Here is an 18,485-nt window from a genome sequence, read left to right as displayed (position 1 = left end):
AGGAGAAATTGATATGGCCGATATCGTCAACATCTATGTTGGTTTTGATTCAAAGGAAGTTGTCGCCCATCACGTGCTGTCGCAAAGCATTCTGGAAAAATCGAGCGTGCCAGTGAGAATCACGCCGATCTACCTGCACAATATCGAGAGCACGTTTACGCGTGAACGCAACGCCCTGCAGTCGACCGAGTTCTCCTTCTCGCGCTTCCTGACGCCCTATCTCAGTCGGTATGAGGGATGGAGCCTGTTCATGGATTGCGACATGCTTGCGCGGACGGATATTGCCGAACTCTGGGCGCTGCGCGATGAGCGCTATTCCGTCATGTGCGTGAAGCACGATTACCAGCCGAAGATCGAAACGAAGTTTCTCGGCCAGGTGCAGACGAAATACGAAAAGAAGAATTGGTCGAGCCTGATCCTCTTCAACAATACGAAATGCAGGGCGCTCACGCCCGATTATGTCAACACCGCAACCGGGCTGCAGTTGCACCAGTTCAAGTGGCTCGACGGTGACGATCTGATCGGCGAGCTACCGATCACCTGGAACTATCTTGTCAACGAATATGACAAGCGCGATGACGCGAAGATCGTGCATTTCACAGATGGCGGACCCTATTTCGACGAATACAGGAGCGACGATTACGCCGAGGAATGGTTCGCGACACGCGAGCGCATGCTACACGTCCAGCAGCGTGGCTGACCGGCATGCAGGGCGGATGGGGCGCTTACCGAAGGCCAGTCTCGAAAAACGGAGTAACTTCGGGGCGAGCAGGCCTGGTGACCTTGCCCCAGGTTTTATCCAATACCGTGTTCTCTCCAGCGGCCTGCCTAACGGAATGTCCTCCGACTTTCGTCTGAAATACCCATGGCGTGAAACCTGGCCTGGAAAAGGCAAACAGGATTTAGCGGGCTAAGACGGCCGGGAAATCGTCGCTCGAATTCAGCTCGACATTACGACTAGCGGCAAAAGTAACTGGTGGCGCTGTAGGGCGGATTTGCGTTCGAGGTCCGGCACAGAGCCATGCCGCAGCAAGGCTGGGCTGAGACCGCGTGAAGCTTTCCGAGCGGCCGAGGATCATTACGACAAGCTGAAGAAACTTCACGGTCGATGACGGCGATAGGAGGACGCACCATACTTCAGGTACCGAAGCCATTGCTGCGTTGCGCGCGAAATTTGGAGACGCGCCGAAACACCTTTGATGATGCATCGGCCGTACCACACCAGCCTGACGATGCAGGGTTGCAGCTTGCAATTTTTTCGCGGAGGATGCGTTGCGACATGTAACGCAACGGGCCTGGAGGTTCTATCGTGAACGATGGAAACCCCTTTGTTGAAGTTGTGCTGGATGGCTTGGTAGCCGTCTTTATCTTCCTTAGTGCGGCAACCGTAATCGCGATGGCAGCAGCATTTGCCTCTCTCATCAGTCATGTTGCTGGAATTGTGCACGACCCAGGCGCGACAGGCTCGCTGTTTGCAACATCCGGTATTCTTTTACTGTCAACTATCTTGTCGGTTCTCGCCTCAATAGCGGCTCAACGTCTCAGCGTCGGCTGGTGCCGACTGAAAAGCCGCGAAGGTTACCCAAGCCGAGTTGGCCAGCGGATCGGTCAGCGCCCGACGTTCGTTTCAAAATTTGAGCTGGATAGAAGGCGCCTCGACGCGGCAGAGGGGTGCGCGCTCCGGCGGGACCATCCGGCGGAGATCACATGGAAGCTTGAAGGCGAAGTATCATCACAATCAGCGCGAAGTCGCGCATGCCCTCCACCTTTGAGGATGTCATCGACGTTATGGGGGAATGGGATTGGTTCGGGGCGCTGAAGTCCCGTCCCGACATTTCCGGCCGCAGCGCCGGAGCGCGATTTGTACGCGCTAATACGCGCCGCGCCGGTGGGCAGTTTTCGCCCACTGGATTGTGATCCTTCTTCGCTGTACAGCGAGAAGGTATCAGTTGCCGAGCCCATCACTTTTAGGTGCAATTTTATGACAAGAAAAGTTTATCTCGCTGGCCCGGAGGTCTTCCTTCCCAACGCCCGTGAGATCCTCGACCGCAAGGCAGCACTTGCCCGTGAGGCCGGACTTCTCCCGCTCTCACCCGGCGATCTGGAAATCCCGCACACGAACTCGAAGCGCGAGCGGGCCGCAGCGATAAACGCGGTGGACGAGAAGATGATGATCCAGGCTGACGCAATCATCGCCAATCTGACGCCCTTTCGTGGCATTGCCGCCGATACCGGGACGGCCTTCGAACTCGGCTTCATGTGCGCAAGCGGTAAGCCTGTATTCGCTTACACGAATGTGGCACGCGATCACAGCGGCCGAGTGAGCGATCTTTATGGCGGGGCCGTCGCGTATGATGCGGAAGGTCGACTACGTGACCCGAACGGGATTGCGATCGAGGATTTCGGCCTGGCCGACAATCTCATGCTGCACGCCGGGATTGAGCGACGCGGTGGCGTCCTCATCATCGGAGACGCAGCGCGGGATGCGCTCTATACGGACCTTGCCGCGTTCAGGACGTGTCTTGCCGTCGCCGTTGAGAAGCTGCGCTAAAGTGCTCAATCCCGGCACTTGATGGATTGGCTTAGGGTAAACCTTTCGGGTTCTCTGCATGCGCAGCGTCGTTATCAAGGTAATCAGCGTAGACGTCGTTGTGCGGTAGGGCAGCCGCCTTCGCCTTGCTGGCCGAGATGACGTCACGGGCGCTGGGATGGATCAGCACATCATGGACGATCAGATCGTCGCGTTGCGGCAGCGACGAGAAGGGCGCGACATTGGCCGCAAATCCGCTGCCGAAATAGAGCCCTTTCAATCCCGAAAAACGCAGCCGCTCCGCTTCGTGCACCTCATGTGCTCATTCAGTTGGTCTGTCTGCCTTGCCGTTCAGGAGATGAATGAGTTCCATGGGGAACGGGAATATGATCGTCGAACTGTTTTCCCCGGCAATAACGTTCAGCGTGCTCAAGTAGCGCAGCTGCATTGACAACGGTTGCCTGGCCAGCATTTCAGCCGCTTCCACCAGCTTTGCCGCGGCCTGCTGCTCGCCCTCGGCATTTATGATTTTCGCACGTCGCTCGCGTTCTGCCTCAGCTTGCCTGGCAATCGCACGGATCATCAACTCGTTGATGTCGACATGCTTGATCTCAACATTGGCCACTTTGATGCCCCACGCGTCTGTTTGGGCGTCGAGCATTCTCTGGATATCTTCGTTGAGCCTGTCGCGCTCCGCGAGCATCTCGTCGAGATCGTGCTTGCCGAGCACCGAGCGCAACGTCGTTTGGGCAAGCTGGCTCGTGGCTGCCATGAAATCCTCGACCTGAATCACTGACTTCTCCGGATCGATGACCCTGAAGTAAATCACCGCGCTTACTCGAACCGAAACGTTGTCACGGGAGATGACGTCCTGGCTGGGGACGTCGAGCACGCGCGTGCGCAGGTCGACCCGAACCATTTGCTGTACGTAGGGAACAAGTAGGATCAATCCGGGGCCTTTAACGCCGGTAAATCGACCAAGTGTAAAGACGACGGCCCGCTGATACTCGCGCAAGATTTTGATCGCGTTCGCCAGGACGATCAGCAGCAGGACGACTGCGACGATATAGAAGATGAAACCTCCAATCATGGTCATGTGCGCTCCTCCTTGCTTTCTTTCTTGCGGGGATCACGGGTGACCTCGAGGGTTAGCCCATTTCTGGCAATGACCGTCACGTCGTCTCCGTCCGTGAGCGGTTCGGCGGAGGCGGCGCTCCAGCGCTCTCCATGCGCGACAATGTAGCCGGTCGTGCCCGTCCAACTGGAGACTTTCCCTGAAATGCCGATCATCTGCTCCGAACCGGTCACCACGGCACGCCGGCGCGCGCCGAATGCAAGGCGAACGACAATGAGGCTGAAGGCGAGGGCTGAAACACCGATACCAACCATGACCTGCCGGCTCACTTCCAGATCGGGCACATCCGTATCGAAGAGAATGGTTGCGCCCAGGATGAGGGCGACCGCACCGCTAAGGCCGAGGACGCCGAATGTCGGTGCATGCGCCTCCGCGACAAAGAGAGCAACCGCAAGCACGATGAGGCCGATGCCGGCATAGCTGACCGGTAGCATTGCCAAGGCGTAGAGACCGAGCAGCAGGCATATGCCGCCGACTGTTCCCGGGATAACCGCTCCGGGCGTGAGAAACTCGAATATCAGGCCGTAAATGCCGATAACCATCAGAATGAGTGCGACATTCGGGTCGGCGATGACCGAAAGCAGGCGCGTTCTCCAGTCAGGCTCGATGCTCTGGACAGCGAGGCCCGTCGTATCAAGCCGGATGTCCGTTCCTCCTGCCCGTACCGTGCGACCGTTGGCTTTCGCCATCAACTCGTCGACGCTGAACGCGACGAAATCGATGACTTTTTCGCGTTCGGCCGCAGTCGATGAGAGGCTGGCTGCGTCGCGTACCGCCTTTTCCGCCCAGTCGGCGTTGCGATTACGCAACTCGGCCAACCCCCGAAGATAGGCAGCAGCGTCGTTCACTGCCTTTGCCTCTGCAGCGTTGGGCGACTGTCGCTCCTTGCTGTCGCCGTTCTGGCCGTTTTCTTGTCCACTCCCACCGAGAGCGATGGGTGTTGCGGCGCCCAGATTGGTACCCGGCGCCATGGCGGCGATATGACTGGCATAGAGGATGTAAGTGCCGGCACTGGCCGCGCGGGCGCCGCTCGGAGCCACGTAGCTCGCGACCGGCACAGACGAGGCAAGGATTGCCCGAACGATGTCCCGCATCGACGTATCGAGACCGCCGGGCGTATCCATCTGCAGGACGACCAACGTCACTTTACGATCGTTGGCAAGCTGGATGCCGCGTATCACATAGTCGGCGGACGCCGGGCTGACGGCGCCATTCAATCGCAGCAGTAAAGCGACGCGTTCCGAGCCCGCTGTCGTGGCGACGGAAAACAGGAATGCTGAACCCCAGATCAATGCCAAAGCGAAAATACGGATTGCCTCTCGGCAATACCTCCGGGGCCGCACGGTCACCCGATCAATATTCATACACTCAAATATACGCCAGATTTACCAAAAGATAAGGCAGAAGTTTCTTCACCAGCCACGGCGATCCCAAAGCGTATGTCAAATCTGAAGGCGATCGGTTGCCAGTAACTGGTATTGCACTTGAACACACTTGTGGCGTTTGTGTTGCGAGGCTTTGCGGCCAATGTGAACCCACTCATGAGAAAGATCTTTGCTATCCGGCCTTCCTTGAGTCCGGAAAAGATTTGAACCTACATCCCGTTAAGGGACCCGCTTCGCTCGATGTCAAACCTGCTGGAAGTCCTTAATCATTGTTGGCAAGTTCCGTCGTAGCCGACATGTCGAGAGAGCCGTTCGTCCACGTCCTTTTCCACTGTGTTTTCCTGCCAGAATTATCGTTTGGTCACATGCCAAAAACCACGGCACCACCCATCAGGCCGGCGCCGGCGGCATGCTGCACCGGTCAACGGCGAGCGGCAGTGTCCTTGGCTCTCTCAACAAGCGGCTCGACATGCAGTCGGATTTCGTAAGCCACCTGCAAGCCAGCATGACATCCGGGATCGGCCGTCTGGTGGATGCGGACATGGAGGAAGAATCTCCCAGGCTAGCAGCACAACAGACCCAGCAGCAGCTTGCCGTCCAGGCGCTTCAGATTGCAAACACGACCCCTGGCACAATCTTGCAGCTTTATTCAGGTCGATAGGCTCGTGTGGGGCACCATCGCGGCGTGCGAAAGTGGTGGGGAGCGTCGCCGTGACATCAAGGAGGTCGACATGGTCATAGGCGGGAATGCCCAATATCATGGAAAACCTCCTCGACACCCGGTTCAGACCGACAGCCGGACCCCGTTGAACCATGTTGCAGGCTGGGGGCCGCGTTTTCGCTCGAGAAGAGCAAGGATCATCGTGGCGGCCATGACAGCCCAGTGAACGATGCCGCTGGAGACGAGGACCACCAGCATGAAGGCCCAGCAGGTCGCCGCGCATGACAGTCCGCGGGCCACACCAAACCGAAACACGTCGAGGTCGGCCCGCTTGCCGTAGGCCGCAAGAGGCGGCCTACCATGGCAGGCGTTCAGGAACCATTGCTTGCTCGGCGTCACCTGCCAGACGAAGGCGATCAGCAGCGCGGGCAGGATTGGTGCCAATGCGACGGTCTGGCTCCAGGCATTCAGCACGATGGCGGCAGGAACGAGTATGGTCCCGGCTGCAATCCAGACGAGGAGATAGGCCACGACAAACGCACCGACAGCTCTTGGCCTGCGGCGGCTGAAACTGCGTCGCCAGACATGCAGCAATGGCCCGGCGAGCAGAGGCGGCATCATTGCCAGGATCATCGCGACCCAGGCCAACGCCGTCAAAAACAAACCTTTGTCTGCGAGGGTGACATCGACCTGGGTCGTCAGGCGGCCTGCCACCGAGGACGAGGAAAAGCAGAGTTTAGGCATGGCCGGCAAAACCTCTTTGCCCGTCATCACCATCCAGCCGAACAGCGTGGCGAGGAGAAGCGGCTTGGGAAGTCGTGTGATGAGACACCAAACGACGACGACGGGCCGCACCTTACTGCTCCTGTCGGTAGACGCTGATACGCCCGATGGAAATTCCTTCGCTTGTCACCCCCGGCACGGCCGAGACGAGTTTGACCGAAATCTCCTCTGCCAGTCCCTCTTGGGCAAAAGTGGCATCGATGATCCTGGTGATGTCGAAGGAGGCATTGATGCCGCTGCCGCCGGTCGGCCCTTCCCGCTTGCTTGCCTTGCTGACACCGAACATCGACAGGGTGCCGGCCAGATGCTCGGTATCGTCGGATGGATCGGCATCGCCGGGCAAGTTGACATAGACGTAAAACACCGCGGCGTCGGTCGGACTTTTGACGTTCTCAAGGTTGAGATAGACCTTGTCCGGTTCCTTCTGGACGCTGGGCGAGATCGACAAGGTGGTGGACAGCCGCTGCTGCTGGTCCTTGTCAAGCCGCACTTTTGTCTCGACGACGTCATCGCCAAGTTTGATCGTCCCGCTATTGGCTCCGAGGAGCTCTGCCTGTTTCGGTGGCGCCATTGACACAGCTCCTGCAACCTGGAATGCGACCTGCGGCGTTGCTCCGAGCCGCTGGAGGCGAGCGGCCACCACGCTCGTCAGGTCCTCGCCGGCCGGCTCGTCATCATAGATATAGTTGAGCGACGGCGATTGTGTATCGAGGACGTCCTGCGCCTTGAAATTATAGATCGTGCCATCGACGGCAGGCATCGCAAATTCTCGATCCTGTGGCCCATCGAGCCAGTCCGGGTCAGTCGGATTGGCAAACACATCCGCACTGTCGTTCGGACGGCGCTTCTGGCGCAACCAGACATTCCAAAGGCGGTCGATATTGGCATGATGCAGCCAGAAGATGGGATCGAGGGCGGCGGTGTCGGGGTTGGTCATCCAGCCGATTTCCAGGGGATCCTGACTGAGGCCGTTGCCCTTGAAGCCGCCGCCGACGAGAACATGGACGGGGCCGTGGGGTTGGGTTTCGAGCACGCCGAAGGTGCCGTCATTGCTTTCGTCGCCATGCCAGAAGGGCGTCTTGACGCCCCCGAAGCCTGGCGAACCGCCACCGGCCGAGCCTTCGAAAAACCGTTCGGCGAGCGGGTCGGTGATGGTAACGGCGCGGGGGTCGAGCACGATTGGCGATTGCACCTGGGGTACTTGCCCCGTACCGTAACGCTGCGCCACAAAGAGGAAGTTGCGCTGACCGCCGACAAGCTTGTCCGTCGCGAAGGCGGGCGGCAATTCGCGACTGCGCGCATCGGCCGAATAATTCCAGTAGGGGAGCGCCCAATCCTTCGGGCCACCCAGGTCGATAATGGCGTTGCGGATGATACGCTCGAAGGCAAGCAGATAACCTCTGTGCCAGGGAAGGAAATACCAGGTCAGATGCTGGCACTGCCGCCAAAGCGCTGTCTGCGCCGGGCCGGCCGGCAAAGTTGCGCCAGCGGGGATGATGTTGAAACCGCGCCAGATCGGTTCGTCGATGCCGTGCATGGCGGCAAGCGACCACCAGCTCGTGACATCGGAAAATGGCAGTCCCTGAAGACGCTCGACAGCACGGCCATACCAAAGTAACGTTTGATCGCCACTTGGTAGCTTCCAAATATCTTTGCGAACAAACATCATGACCTCCCCCGATAGGCATTATTCTGGTAGAGTTTTAGGATGTGCTTGGATTATACATGCGGGATACGGCATTACAATGTTAAATCGCAATCCACTCAGATATTCTATAATAACGCGCACTGGAACGCTCAGAAAACCGAATGCCGGGCCGTGGCCGCGAGGTCATTGCCGACGGCGGCAATCACCAGCACGCGGTTGTCGAGCGCCCTGCCGATTGCCGTGCGAACGGCTTCATCCTCGCTTGCGCCACCGAGGCTAAGATTGATGATATGGCAGCCGTCCTGCACCGCCCGGTCCATGGCGTTCATGATGTCGTAATTGGTTGCCCCGCCCCCAGTGTGGCGAAAGACCCGGTAACTCCTCAGTGTCACCCCCGGGGCGACGCGGAAGCCTTACCGACGCCGAGACCTTTTTACGAATGATGCAGGAATTCCAATCGGGTAAAATCGATTGAAGCTGAAAACTTTAGGGCGTTTCTACTATATTTCATGGGCATTCAAAATCTGTTCGGCAACGGTTCAATTTTATACTTTAATTTTGATATTGATTTGCTATCATGCACGCTGAACTTGTATTTCACAGCAGGATAAAACCGCGCCACATGCGTGGGAAAAGTGGCTCGAAGGAATACGAGCACTGGCAGGGGGAGGCCAAAATGGTCGTCAAAAAGAAGGGCAGCGCTGACATATTCACACTGAAGTCAGACACGCAACTTAAGTCCGTCTTGAAAGAAGTCACCCACGTCTATCACGGTGGCGCGTGCTGCGAGACTGATGGCGTGGGATTTGCCTTGCCCGACAACCGGTCGATCACCGAAATCGTTGTCGACGCCACCAACGGATTCATCCCGCTGTGGGACAGCAATGTGACCTTGAATTGGAGGTTTCAGGAGGCGTCTCTAAGACAGTTCGCTGATCCCGACGCAGTCAAATCTTATCTACGGACGCTGTTTGGTGAGACGCTGATCAAATGGGGAAAGGCGGTTCCGATCAAATTCTCAGAAACTTCCGAACCTTGGGATTTCGAGTTCGTCGTCAAGTCACAGGATAATTGTAGCTCCTTAGGCTGCACCTTGGCGCGCGCCTTCTTCCCGGATGCCGGACAACACGAGCTCGTACTCTTTCCGAAAATGTTCGAGCAAGTGCGCAAAGAGCAAATCGAGACCCTCGCGCACGAGCTCGGTCACGTGTTCGGACTGCGCCATTTCTTTGCGAAAGTGTCAGAAACGGGCTCCGCGAGCGAAATCTTCGGCACCCATGATCCTCTCTCCATTATGAATTATGGGCCTCAGAGTGTCCTGACAACCACCGATATCGATGATCTCGCACGCCTTTATCAACAAGCCTGGAGCGGCTCCCTGACTGAGATAAACGGTACGCCGATCCGCTTAATGCAGCCGTTCAGTCATTTTCGACAGAAACCGCAGATGCCGCCTCAGTTCTCATTGGCGGCTCGGACAATCATCTAGGCGACTGTCGGAGTGCTGATCAGACCATCGTCGATGCCGGTGATTTGCATGTCTACGCACCCAGGCGCTAACTCGCGAAGCGAAAGGTCAGCCCAACGGCGTCGCTATCGACCATATCTGGATCGAGAGGATCAGCTTTACCGATAAGCCCCCTTATTGCGGTCCGGTCATGCAAAAGATCGTTCAGGAAAAGATCGAGAAAGCGAAAAAGCAGCTGGGGCTGATGTAAGCGCAGCCCTGCTCATCCTCAGAATTCAGGATCCGAAATGCACGCATAGCCATAGGAGCAGTCCATGTTCACGATCCGGTTCGTCACCGAGCAATACGCTCCTGGACAAACCGTTACCCTCCGCTGGGCGCCAAACTGGAACTTGGAACGAGGTGGCGTTTTCAAGAACGGCGCATGGACCTTCGACCTTGACGAGGCTGCGTTCCCGAACGGGGTCGAATTCAAGTTCGTACTGACGCCGGCGCGCTGGATGCTCGGGCAGAATCTTTTTCTCCCGCGAGCTGATCTGGCTGGTGTGCATGACTACGTGGCACCGCAAGTCGCCTTTCAGCCCGTTGAAGCCCTGGTCACGGAAAACGGGCTCGTCGCGCAACGTTTCTTCGTCCGCAACCTTGATCCCAATCATGAATACGACGTAATCGTCGTGGGGTCGGGAATGGGCGGCGGGCTGCTCGCTTCACGATTGGCCGAAGAAGGCGCGGACGTATTGGTCCTGGAAGCAGGTTCATTTCTGTTTCCGACCCATATCGGAAACCTGCCGCGGCGATTGAGGATCGGGCAATTCGACAAGCATGTCTGGTCGCTTTGGCCGGACTTCAAGGTCAAGAACTTTGTCAACGGACCAGGATCGGAGTTTGCCGGCGCGCAAGCGTTTAATCTCGGAGGTCGCTCCGTTTTTTGGGGCGGATTAATTCCGCGCCAGGTAGGCTATGAGCTGGCGGCTTGGCCGGCGACGGTCGGAGACTATCTGCTCGGGCCTGGATATCCGGCCGCAGAGAGGGTGATGAATGTCGTGCCGCCCGCCCCCTCGAACTACCAGACCGCCACCAGAGGGTTTCTGCAGAACACGCTACCGAGCTATGTCGCAGAAGACGCTTCCATGGCCGTGCAGTATCGAGGCGCCACCCGCTGTGGTCCATTCCGGCAGGCTTCTTCTCCACGGCCGACCTGCTGATGGAAGATCGCCTTTTGGACGGTCTTGCCGTGGCGCAAGCCAAGCCAACCGTCAATCTCAATTTCGCAGTATGGCGGGTTGTGAAAGATCCCGCTGCTCAGCGACGCGTCGTCGGAGTGGAAGGCTGGGATCTGCTGGGCCAAAAGGCGCGCACGTTCGAAGCCAAGAAAGTGGTTCTGGCGGCAGGCACAATCGAGTCTGCCAAGATTGCGCTCCAGAGCGGCCTCATCGACCCATCTGGTAAGATTGGAAAGGGCATCACGGATCACACGATCCGCTATCGCCATTTCACGCTTCCTCCAGGCGCCCCGCAGTCCAGTGCGATCGATTCCGCCAAGGTGATATTGCGGCACCCGATGGCGGCGGACGGTTCTCACGCATTCGACATCGTGGTGGAACTCGGAAGCGACTTCAACCAAGGTCGGTATATCGACCCTGAAGACTTGGCCCGCGAACGCGCAGCACGCGCCGACTGGATGCTCTGCGAACTCGTTTTCATGAGCTATTCGAAGTTGAACGAAAACAACGCCATCACAGTGACGGGCAATCCCGCAGACCCGGTGGGATTGGAGTTCAAACGCAGCATGCCGACCGCTGCAGATCTCGCCGAACAAGATGCCCTCGCCGCCCAGCTATTCGCGACCATCGGGGCGCAACCCGTTCTCGGCGAAAACAGCCTGGCTTTGCAGTTTGCAGACCTCGGCGGGGTCGCTCACGAGGTTGGGACATTGAGGATGTCCGGCAACGGGACCGGCGTCGTCGATGCCGACCTGAAATTCGAGGGCTACGACAATCTCTACGCCTGCGACAATTCCGTGTTCCCCGCTTCTCCTGCGGCGAATCCGAGCCTGACACTGGCGGCATTGGCGATGCGCTTGGCTGCGATACTGGCCGCGGCTGACTGAGATGTGCGCAACGAGGAAGTTCAGGTAGCTTTGCGGGTATCAGTGCATGACGGAGGAACCTCATCCAATGGATAGGGCGGTCGGCAGGAAGATCCGCCTCCATCGCGTGCCAGTGCGCATATCCGAGGGTCATCTCGGCGCACGCGTCGGTGTTTCGTTTCAACAGATCCAGGAATACGAAAGGGCCTCAACAGGATATCGGCAAGCATGCTGTGCGACATCGTCTGCGCGTTGCGCTTGAAGTCGACAATCCGGCAGGTGACGGGCAGCCGGTTACCATTTCCCCTTCCCGCTCGATCCGTAGTCGGCTTGCCCCTATCGAGTGCCAGGCACACAGCACGACATGGACGTGAACGTTTACTTCGGGACGCCTTAGCAATTGAAGAATGCGTGGCTTCTTGAAAGATAATTTACCTCGCTGCTCGCGAGACAAGTCCTTCATCTTGAGAGGCGAAACACCTGTCGCAGATCATCGCGTTTCTGGGCCGACAGGATGAGCCTGAGGAGACCGCCGAGATTGGTAGTGCCTCGCAAAAAAACCTGGAGCAGTTTTTCTCGAAATTGTGCCCCGCCGCCCTTTACGCCTGATATCCGTCTAAGCAATCAGGGATATGGTCGCCTTGAAGGGCCTAGAACACTCGACCCGCTATTTCGACTTCGTGGCATAACGTTGATTTTTGGAACTGTTGTTAGCGTGTTGCCGCAGCACCCAACCAAATGTCACGTGTTAAACCGTCTCCCAAGGTTTCATGTATTCGATCGAGACATGATCCCCGCATAGTAGTTCGTATGGCCCGGATAATCGTTTGCGTTGAATGTTTGTGTCACCAAGGCACCTCGAGTAGACTAGGTATCCTGAACTTCGGCTGAAGAGTTCGAACTCGCCGCGTCACTATTGCAAGGTACTCGGACGCGGGGCCAAACCGATCGGTAAAAGGTCCTAGGCTTGAAACAGCCCCGCGACAACCGTGCAGGACACGATAGCTAGCCACACGGACGCGGTCCGCTGAAGTATCATCAGCCGCCAATGGCTTCGCACACCGACCTGCGTCAACCTGCCGATCAAACCCCAAATCACGGCAACGATGCTTGCCAAGGCAACGAAAATGATAAGCTTTGGCAAGAAGTCCGACGCGCTCGGCGGAGGTAGAAGAGCAAGTCCGAATACAAGGGCCTTGGGGTTGAGCGTCGTCGTCACATATATGCGTCGAGCGGTCACGCTGCGGTCCGATACATCTTTGTTTCCCGCCACCCAAAGCTTTATTGCGACATACATAACCCAAATCGCCGCTGCGGCCTTCAACACCAGAGCTGTTTCCGGCCAACGCGCGATCAGCTCTCCCCCAAGCCACGTAAGGGGCAAGATCATAGTGAGGTAACCGAGCAATTCGGCGGGGAGCAGTCTCGGAACGACCCAAAAACTGTTGCGTGCCGATGCCAACCCCATCAATGTATTGGTCGGGCCGGGGCTTAGTAGGAGAATGAACACCGCCGGGATAAATGCTGGATAGCTCATTACAGGTCGCCCGTAGTGGTAGTGTCTTGAGTCAATTTCGATGGGGTACACGCAGGTGCTTGCCCTTGGCTTTTCTCAGGTCCAACTATCTGTCTCGTCGTTGTGAGGAATGCTCGACTGGCTTCCCGGACGCGAGCAGGCAATCGCAGCGGCCTTTGCGGCTCGTCGCATCGCCGCGTCGAGCGAGAGGCCTCGATCGAGAGCCGACGCGAGGACGCCTACAAAACAATCACCAGCTGCGGTCGTATCCACAGCATCAACGCGAAGCGCCGGGACCGTTACTTTCTCGCCATTGATGAACGCTTCGGCTCCCTCTCCTCCCATGGTGCGTAAGACCCCGGTGTTGAGAGCCACGGACAACGATCTCGCGCTCGGCTCGCAACCAAGCCAACCGGAAAGAGCTTCGGCCTCGTCTTCGTTGACGATTACGATGTCGACGAGAGAGAAGGTCGCGATCCAACCGGTAGGGCGGCGCGAGGTTGAGAATCGATTTTGCGGGATGATTGGAAACCCGTCTGATTAGATTTTCAATCTGAACAGCGTCGTTCTCCATCTGCATTAGGACGTAACTTGCGTTACGAAGCAGCTCATCTTCAACGCCGGTGGATCGGGCTACCAGGTTGGCGCCTGCTGCGACTGCGATCATATTGCGGCCATCGGCATCGATGATTATTGCGGCGGAGCCGGTAGGCTCCTTCGATCGGACCACGCGGCTGATATCGACCTCGCTTTCCAAATTCTGAAGGGCGATAGGGGCCATGGCGTCGTCACCCACCGACCCCGCCATGACGACATTTGCGCCATCCCGCGCAGCTGCCAGCGCTTGGTTAGCCCCCTTCCCTCCAGCCTCCGTTCGCGATCCGCGTGTTAAGACAGTCTGACCCGCTTGAGGTATCTCGTTGACCAGGTAGATGAGGTCAACATTGATGGATCCGAACGTGACGATCATACTACCAACCCCTAGCTTGCTGCTCGCCGGCGGCGCCAAAATGGTACCTTAGCCATGCGCGATGGATGTGATCGTCGTTGGTAATCGAAGTGAACATCACCGAGACATTCCCATCAGTTCTCACTCTCAAGCGCATCGCACATAATCAGAATTACTTTTTCTTTTAGAATCCATTTCTATTTTCATCAAGCTCAAAGAAGCAAATCCGAACGTTTCTGGCGAGCGCATGCCCCAGACCAACAAACCGACACTTGACGGCAGCGACAAGAAACGGGGATCGTTTATGGAAGCCTATTCCATATTGGAAACAAACCTTATAGGCTTCGCTAAAAGGAGATTAAGGTTTGACCGTCGCAGCCGTATCACGATGCCTGACGCTCTTGGAAGAGTTGGCTGGAGAAGCAGGATCAATCGAGTTGTCCGACCTCGCTGGACGTCTTGATATGCCAGCGAGTGCGGTCCATCGCCTTTTGACTACGCTGATTAACCACGGTTGGGTTACCCAGGACGCCGCAAGCCAAAACTATGCCCTTTCTCTTCGGTTGAGCGCCTTGGCCTTCCGGAATCTTGATGCCCGGAACGTCCCCGACGTGGTCCAATCTGTCCTGAATAGGCTGGCTGCGGAAACACAGGAATACTGCCGTTTAGCGATCCTGGAAGGCCAGGATTTGGTATGGGTGGCACGTGCGCAAGGTGCGACAACCGGCCTTCGATATGATCCGGACATGGGACAAGAGATCGTCCTTCACGCAACGGCGAATGGCAAGGCGTGGCTTTCTACCTTGCCTGAAGAACGCGCACTGGAGATTGTCTATTCTCGCGGTTTTACGGCCAAACGGAAACTTGGTCCCAATTCTGCACGGTCAATCGATGAACTCAGAGTGCGACTGAATCAAACCAGGGAGCGAGGCTTTGCAACCTCTGTCGAGGAAGGTGAAGCTGGTACCGCAGCAGTTGCGGTTCCCTTTCGAACGAGTTCTGATGCTGAAGCGCCAGTCGCTGGAACGATCTCCGTTGCAGGACCGCTTATGCGCATAACCGAAGATCGTTGGCCCGACTTGGTTCGTTCCCTCAAGAAGGCTGCGGACGAGCTGAGCGATATCTGGCCTCTGCGAGTTCGTCAGCGAACCATGACGCCACTGATCGTTGCAACCGGCGCAGTGCGGTAGCTGCGTCTACAGTTACTTTGAAGCATGATCAAGGCCGGCTGGATCTGCAAGGATCGCCGGGCTCCGGCATTGCAGCCCTCATCATGTGCCATCACGGAGGCGGTTCTGCGCGCCTCCCACGCCCTCGCTAGAACAGCTTGTCCACTGCCAGCCCGCCAGCAACGCAGGCTGAATGGGAGCACACTCGCGTTTTTCCTCTACCCTTTGCCGGACATCAGCCTTTTCCTCCCTATCACCGTCCCGATGTCCTGCACCCGAAGGCGCGCCTGACTAAATTTTCCACTAGATTTGAAAGGTGGTTTCGTTTTAGAAATCATTTCCAATTAAATCTGCAAGTGGAGAGGATTTGCGATGAGCGTAACAAGGTGGGAGGACGACGCCACGCTTTGGCACGGGCCAAACTATGGGTCGGAGGCTTTGCATTACCATCCGGACGTCAAGTCGGCGGCTGTCGCAGGTCGGATCATCACCTGTGTCGAGATCGTCGATTGGAGCGGCACAGGTACAAAGGACATGCTGATTTCTGCATGGGACGCCTGCTACGACGGTCGCGTCTTCTTGCGTCGCCAAATCGGCACCAATCCTGACGGCACACCTATCCTGGGTAAAGAAGAACTGGTCGAAAGCGTCCGCGGCTACGTGACGGCCGTTAAGGACGGAGATATTTTCCATCTTGTCTCCGCGTCGCGGCTGCGCAAGCAGATTTATGTGTTTCCCAACATTGGAAAAAAAGGCGCGCCTGAATTTGGCGACCCCGTGCGCCTTGACCTCGATGCCGACTGGGTCAAGGGTAACGAATATTTCCATATGGCCCGGTTCCACGATATCGATGGCGACGGGGTGGCGGAACTCATCGTCGGTAGCGACTACTGGAACGACTATTGGCCGAACGGTCTGGAATGGAACGACGAAGGTTATCGCGGCTATGACGACGCCGGACGTTGGCTCGGCGGTCCGCTGCGTGGCTTCCTGTACGCATTCAAGAACAACGGTACGCTCGCAGCTCCCGTGCTGGAAAAGGGTCATGCCCTCATCGCCGGCGAAACGCCACTTGAGGTCTATGGGCAGCTGGCGCCTGCATTTGGCCAGTTCGGGACTGGGCAGCAACACATCATTGCAGGCGAGTTCTGGAATATCCTGCATATTGCCCGACAGCGCGGAGACGGAACCGTCGAGCCGGCCAGCCTGATCCGCAGTATAGACGATAAGGTTCTGGAACTCGAGCACTGTATCCATCTCCCCTGCGTCGTCGATTGGGATGGCGACGGTCGCGAAGACATCCTTTACGGTGCCGAGGATGGATACATCAGCTTTCTCAAGAACGTCGGCACTGGCGAAGACGGGCTTCCACGTTTCGAGCAGCGCGGCCGCATCGAGACCACGAAGCCATTGATTCACGCGGGTATCCTGCCAAGCCCGGCGGCCTATGATTTCAGCGGTGACGGGCACTACGATCTTGTCGTTGGCAACAGCACAGGCGAATTGCTCTTCTACCAGAGCCGGGAAAAAGACGGGGTCATTTATCTCGACAAGGAAGTCATGCTGAAGGGTGGCGACACGCCGATCCGTCTTGCAGCCGGATTGACAGGCTCTATCCAGGGACCGTCGGAAAAGATGTTCGGCTATTCTTGCCCGACGCTTGCCGACTGGACCGGCAATGGCAGCATGGACATTTTGGTCAGCGACGTCACGGGCCGTCATCGGCTATTCCGCAACACCGGCGAAAAGGTCCTGCCGCCACGCTTCGGCGAGGAGGAGTTCCTAACCTTCAAGGGCAAGCCGTTGAAGACAGTCTGGCGGGTTCGACCGGCGGTCGTTGATTGGCTCAAGGACAGCGACCTCCACTATGTCGCACTGGATGAGGACGGAGTCCTCAGCGATTGGAGGAGGGCGTCCGACACGGAACTCGTCGACAAACGTTTCCTACGTTGGGAAGACGGCGAAGCTATACGCTTTACGGTCGATGTTGGCGGCGGTCGCGGTCGCGTGAAGCTGTGCTTCTGCGATTGGGAAGGCACAGGTCGCACGGATCTTATTTTCGGCACCCATGCCCGCGCCTGCGTTCCCCCGCATCCGAAGACCGGTGCGCCGCGCAACACGACCAAGCAGGCTGGCCTCTTCCTGTCCCGCAACGTCGGAACCCCGGAAGAGCCGCGCTTTGCATTGCCAGTTCCGATCAAGCACCGGGGCGAAACCATTCAGATGGCTATGCACGTTGCCTCCCCAGAAGTTGTCGATTGGGCTGGCCGCGGCATGCTCGACATCATCGTTGGAATCGAAGACGGCAGCCTTGTCTGGCTCAAGCGCGAGGAACTGTCGTGGTAAGCAGTGTCAACATTCGAGGCACGACTAAGCTGATTGGCATCATCGGCGATCCAATCGCCCAGGCCAAGTCGCCAGCGGCGGTCAATCCTCTTTTTGCGGCACGCGGGGCAGATATAGTATCTGTCCCGCTCCATGTCCCAGCAAAAGACCTAGCCACAATTTGGGCCGGTTTGAGGGCGATGCCGAACCTCGTGGGGTTCGGCATTACTCTACCTCACAAACAGACGGCGATCGACCTCTGCGACAGTCTCGATCCGGTGGCAGCCCGGGTCGGCGCTGTCAACTTCGTCCGGCGCGAACGCGATGGTAGCTTTCGAGGCTACCAGTTCGATGGCAAAGGCTTTGTGCGAGGCCTTCAATCGAAAGGGATTGCGATAGGGGGTCGCGATGCTCTCATCATCGGAGCCGGTGGTGCTTCGGTTGCTATAGCGTTTGCACTCGTCGAGGCAGGTGCCAACAGCATTACGGTGTCGAATCGAACTTTTGAGAAAGCCGAAGCGCTGGCGGAGACGGTGAACGCTGACTTTGGGAGAACGGTTGCCAAGGCTGGCAAGCCCGAGCCGGAAGCTGGGCAACTCGTCGTCAATGCCACGTCGCTCGGCCTTCAAGATACTGACGCGCTACCGCTCAATCCGGAACTCCTGCAGCCCGGGATGACATTCGCTGAAGTCATTGCCCAGCCGGAAACAACCAGGCTTCTTGCGCTGGCTGCAGCACGGGATGTCGAAACGCATTCCGGCATGCACATGATCACCGGACAAGCCGACCTCACTGTCGACCATATCTGTGAGCTTTGGGCTTAGTTG

Annotated in this window: 16 protein-coding genes and 3 pseudogenes; 10 read left to right on the top strand and 9 right to left on the bottom strand. The window is 57.4% G+C overall.

What is annotated here, in order from left to right; all coding sequences use genetic code 11:
• Window positions 1-13: 13 nt before the first annotated feature.
• The 3 genes from ACR9ZQ_RS41275 to ACR9ZQ_RS41265 all read left to right on the top strand — a co-directional run bounded on the left by ACR9ZQ_RS41275 (window position 14) and on the right by ACR9ZQ_RS41265 (window position 2,551).
• Complete coding sequence (locus ACR9ZQ_RS41275) at window positions 14-700, top strand: glycosyltransferase (protein ID WP_310380879.1); 687 nt, start codon at window positions 14-16, stop codon at window positions 698-700.
• A 609-nt stretch (window positions 701-1,309) separates the two neighbouring features.
• Window positions 1,310-1,819, top strand: coding sequence for a hypothetical protein (locus ACR9ZQ_RS41270; protein WP_481430876.1), 510 nt, complete (start codon window positions 1,310-1,312; stop codon window positions 1,817-1,819).
• A 162-nt stretch (window positions 1,820-1,981) separates the two neighbouring features.
• A complete protein-coding gene (locus tag ACR9ZQ_RS41265) occupies window positions 1,982-2,551 on the top strand; it encodes a nucleoside 2-deoxyribosyltransferase (protein WP_310380871.1) in 570 nt (189 codons plus the stop codon).
• 85 nt (window positions 2,552-2,636) lie between these two features.
• On the opposite strand, the pseudogene ACR9ZQ_RS41260 reads toward ACR9ZQ_RS41265, so the two are convergent.
• The 3 genes and pseudogenes from ACR9ZQ_RS41260 to ACR9ZQ_RS41250 form a co-directional block, all read right to left on the bottom strand.
• Window positions 2,637-2,849: pseudogene (locus tag ACR9ZQ_RS41260) on the bottom strand (8-amino-7-oxononanoate synthase); the annotation flags it as partial.
• A 3-nt stretch (window positions 2,850-2,852) separates the two neighbouring features.
• Complete coding sequence (locus ACR9ZQ_RS41255; RefSeq protein ID WP_481430875.1) at window positions 2,853-3,626, bottom strand: slipin family protein; 774 nt, start codon at window positions 3,624-3,626, stop codon at window positions 2,853-2,855.
• A complete protein-coding gene (locus tag ACR9ZQ_RS41250) occupies window positions 3,623-5,029 on the bottom strand; it encodes an NfeD family protein (protein ID WP_481430874.1) in 1,407 nt (468 codons plus the stop codon). The genes ACR9ZQ_RS41255 and ACR9ZQ_RS41250 overlap by 4 nt, the downstream gene beginning before the upstream one ends.
• 430 nt (window positions 5,030-5,459) lie before the next feature.
• Here ACR9ZQ_RS41250 and ACR9ZQ_RS41245 point away from each other — a divergent pair, with 430 nt between their 5' ends.
• A complete protein-coding gene (locus ACR9ZQ_RS41245) occupies window positions 5,460-5,711 on the top strand; it encodes a flagellin (RefSeq protein ID WP_481430873.1) in 252 nt (83 codons plus the stop codon).
• Between the two features lie 123 nt (window positions 5,712-5,834).
• On the opposite strand, the gene ACR9ZQ_RS41240 is transcribed toward ACR9ZQ_RS41245, so the two are convergent.
• The 3 genes and pseudogenes from ACR9ZQ_RS41240 to ACR9ZQ_RS41230 all read right to left on the bottom strand — a co-directional run.
• The gene (locus tag ACR9ZQ_RS41240; RefSeq protein WP_481430872.1) at window positions 5,835-6,566 is read right to left on the bottom strand and encodes a copper chaperone; all 732 of its coding nucleotides are present in this window, start codon (window positions 6,564-6,566) and stop codon (window positions 5,835-5,837) included.
• 1 nt (window position 6,567) lies between these two features.
• The gene (locus tag ACR9ZQ_RS41235; protein WP_481430871.1) at window positions 6,568-8,160 is read right to left on the bottom strand and encodes a tyrosinase family protein; all 1,593 of its coding nucleotides are present in this window, start codon (window positions 8,158-8,160) and stop codon (window positions 6,568-6,570) included.
• 131 nt (window positions 8,161-8,291) lie between these two features.
• Window positions 8,292-8,537, bottom strand: a pseudogene (locus tag ACR9ZQ_RS41230) (S8 family serine peptidase); the annotation flags it as partial.
• 281 nt (window positions 8,538-8,818) lie between these two features.
• On the opposite strand from ACR9ZQ_RS41230, the gene ACR9ZQ_RS41225 reads away from it, so the two are divergent.
• From ACR9ZQ_RS41225 to ACR9ZQ_RS41215, 3 genes are all read left to right on the top strand, one after another.
• On the top strand, window positions 8,819-9,631 hold the full coding sequence (locus ACR9ZQ_RS41225) for a zinc metalloprotease (RefSeq protein ID WP_310380766.1): 813 nt from the start codon (window positions 8,819-8,821) through the stop codon (window positions 9,629-9,631).
• Between the two features lie 293 nt (window positions 9,632-9,924).
• Window positions 9,925-10,815: an NAD(P)-binding protein gene (locus ACR9ZQ_RS41220; protein ID WP_481430870.1), complete on the top strand. Its 891-nt coding sequence runs from the start codon at window positions 9,925-9,927 to the stop codon at window positions 10,813-10,815.
• Window positions 10,815-11,720 carry a GMC oxidoreductase gene (locus ACR9ZQ_RS41215; RefSeq protein ID WP_481430869.1) on the top strand — a complete coding sequence of 302 codons (906 nt, stop codon included), beginning with the start codon at window positions 10,815-10,817 and terminating at the stop codon, window positions 11,718-11,720. Before ACR9ZQ_RS41220 ends, ACR9ZQ_RS41215 begins: the two co-directional genes overlap by 1 nt.
• Window positions 11,721-12,660: 940 nt before the next feature.
• Here the strand turns inward: ACR9ZQ_RS41215 and ACR9ZQ_RS41210 are convergent.
• The 3 genes and pseudogenes from ACR9ZQ_RS41210 to ACR9ZQ_RS41200 all read right to left on the bottom strand — a co-directional run.
• Complete coding sequence (locus ACR9ZQ_RS41210) at window positions 12,661-13,236, bottom strand: LysE family translocator (RefSeq protein WP_481430868.1); 576 nt, start codon at window positions 13,234-13,236, stop codon at window positions 12,661-12,663.
• Window positions 13,237-13,311: 75 nt separating this feature from the next.
• A complete protein-coding gene (locus ACR9ZQ_RS41205) occupies window positions 13,312-13,662 on the bottom strand; it encodes a PfkB family carbohydrate kinase (protein ID WP_481431015.1) in 351 nt (116 codons plus the stop codon).
• A 190-nt stretch (window positions 13,663-13,852) separates the two neighbouring features.
• Window positions 13,853-14,185, bottom strand: a pseudogene (locus ACR9ZQ_RS41200) (PfkB family carbohydrate kinase); the annotation flags it as partial.
• Window positions 14,186-14,529: 344 nt separating this feature from the next.
• Here ACR9ZQ_RS41200 and ACR9ZQ_RS41195 point away from each other — a divergent pair.
• From ACR9ZQ_RS41195 to ACR9ZQ_RS41185, 3 genes are all read left to right on the top strand, one after another.
• Window positions 14,530-15,354: an IclR family transcriptional regulator gene (locus tag ACR9ZQ_RS41195; protein ID WP_481430867.1), complete on the top strand. Its 825-nt coding sequence runs from the start codon at window positions 14,530-14,532 to the stop codon at window positions 15,352-15,354.
• 351 nt (window positions 15,355-15,705) lie between these two features.
• Window positions 15,706-17,679, top strand: coding sequence for an FG-GAP repeat domain-containing protein (locus tag ACR9ZQ_RS41190; protein ID WP_481430866.1), 1,974 nt, complete (start codon window positions 15,706-15,708; stop codon window positions 17,677-17,679).
• A complete protein-coding gene (locus ACR9ZQ_RS41185; RefSeq protein WP_481430865.1) occupies window positions 17,673-18,482 on the top strand; it encodes a shikimate dehydrogenase family protein in 810 nt (269 codons plus the stop codon). Before ACR9ZQ_RS41190 ends, ACR9ZQ_RS41185 begins: the two co-directional genes overlap by 7 nt.
• Window positions 18,483-18,485: the final 3 nt, after the last annotated feature.

Source organism: Rhizobium sp. KNZ14-9A (assembly GCF_056755015.1).
The sequence above is the reverse complement of the archived record's forward strand: the minus strand, read 5'-3'. Positions and strand labels throughout refer to the sequence as shown.

Bases quoted from the DNA above. Each gene is read 5' to 3' on its own strand.
- ACR9ZQ_RS41275 (WP_310380879.1), top strand. From the start codon at position 14: ATGGCCGATATCGTCAACATCTATGTTGGTTTTGATTCAAAGGAAGTT.
- ACR9ZQ_RS41265 (WP_310380871.1), top strand. From the start codon at position 1,982: ATGACAAGAAAAGTTTATCTCGCTGGCCCGGAGGTCTTCCTTCCCAAC.
- ACR9ZQ_RS41255 (WP_481430875.1), bottom strand. From the start codon at position 3,626: ATGACCATGATTGGAGGTTTCATCTTCTATATCGTCGCAGTCGTCCTG.
- ACR9ZQ_RS41250 (WP_481430874.1), bottom strand. From the start codon at position 5,029: ATGAATATTGATCGGGTGACCGTGCGGCCCCGGAGGTATTGCCGAGAG.
- ACR9ZQ_RS41245 (WP_481430873.1), top strand. From the start codon at position 5,460: ATGCTGCACCGGTCAACGGCGAGCGGCAGTGTCCTTGGCTCTCTCAAC.
- ACR9ZQ_RS41235 (WP_481430871.1), bottom strand. From the start codon at position 8,160: ATGTTTGTTCGCAAAGATATTTGGAAGCTACCAAGTGGCGATCAAACG.
- ACR9ZQ_RS41225 (WP_310380766.1), top strand. From the start codon at position 8,819: ATGGTCGTCAAAAAGAAGGGCAGCGCTGACATATTCACACTGAAGTCA.
- ACR9ZQ_RS41220 (WP_481430870.1), top strand. From the start codon at position 9,925: ATGTTCACGATCCGGTTCGTCACCGAGCAATACGCTCCTGGACAAACC.
- ACR9ZQ_RS41215 (WP_481430869.1), top strand. From the start codon at position 10,815: ATGGAAGATCGCCTTTTGGACGGTCTTGCCGTGGCGCAAGCCAAGCCA.
- ACR9ZQ_RS41210 (WP_481430868.1), bottom strand. From the start codon at position 13,236: ATGAGCTATCCAGCATTTATCCCGGCGGTGTTCATTCTCCTACTAAGC.
- ACR9ZQ_RS41190 (WP_481430866.1), top strand. From the start codon at position 15,706: ATGAGCGTAACAAGGTGGGAGGACGACGCCACGCTTTGGCACGGGCCA.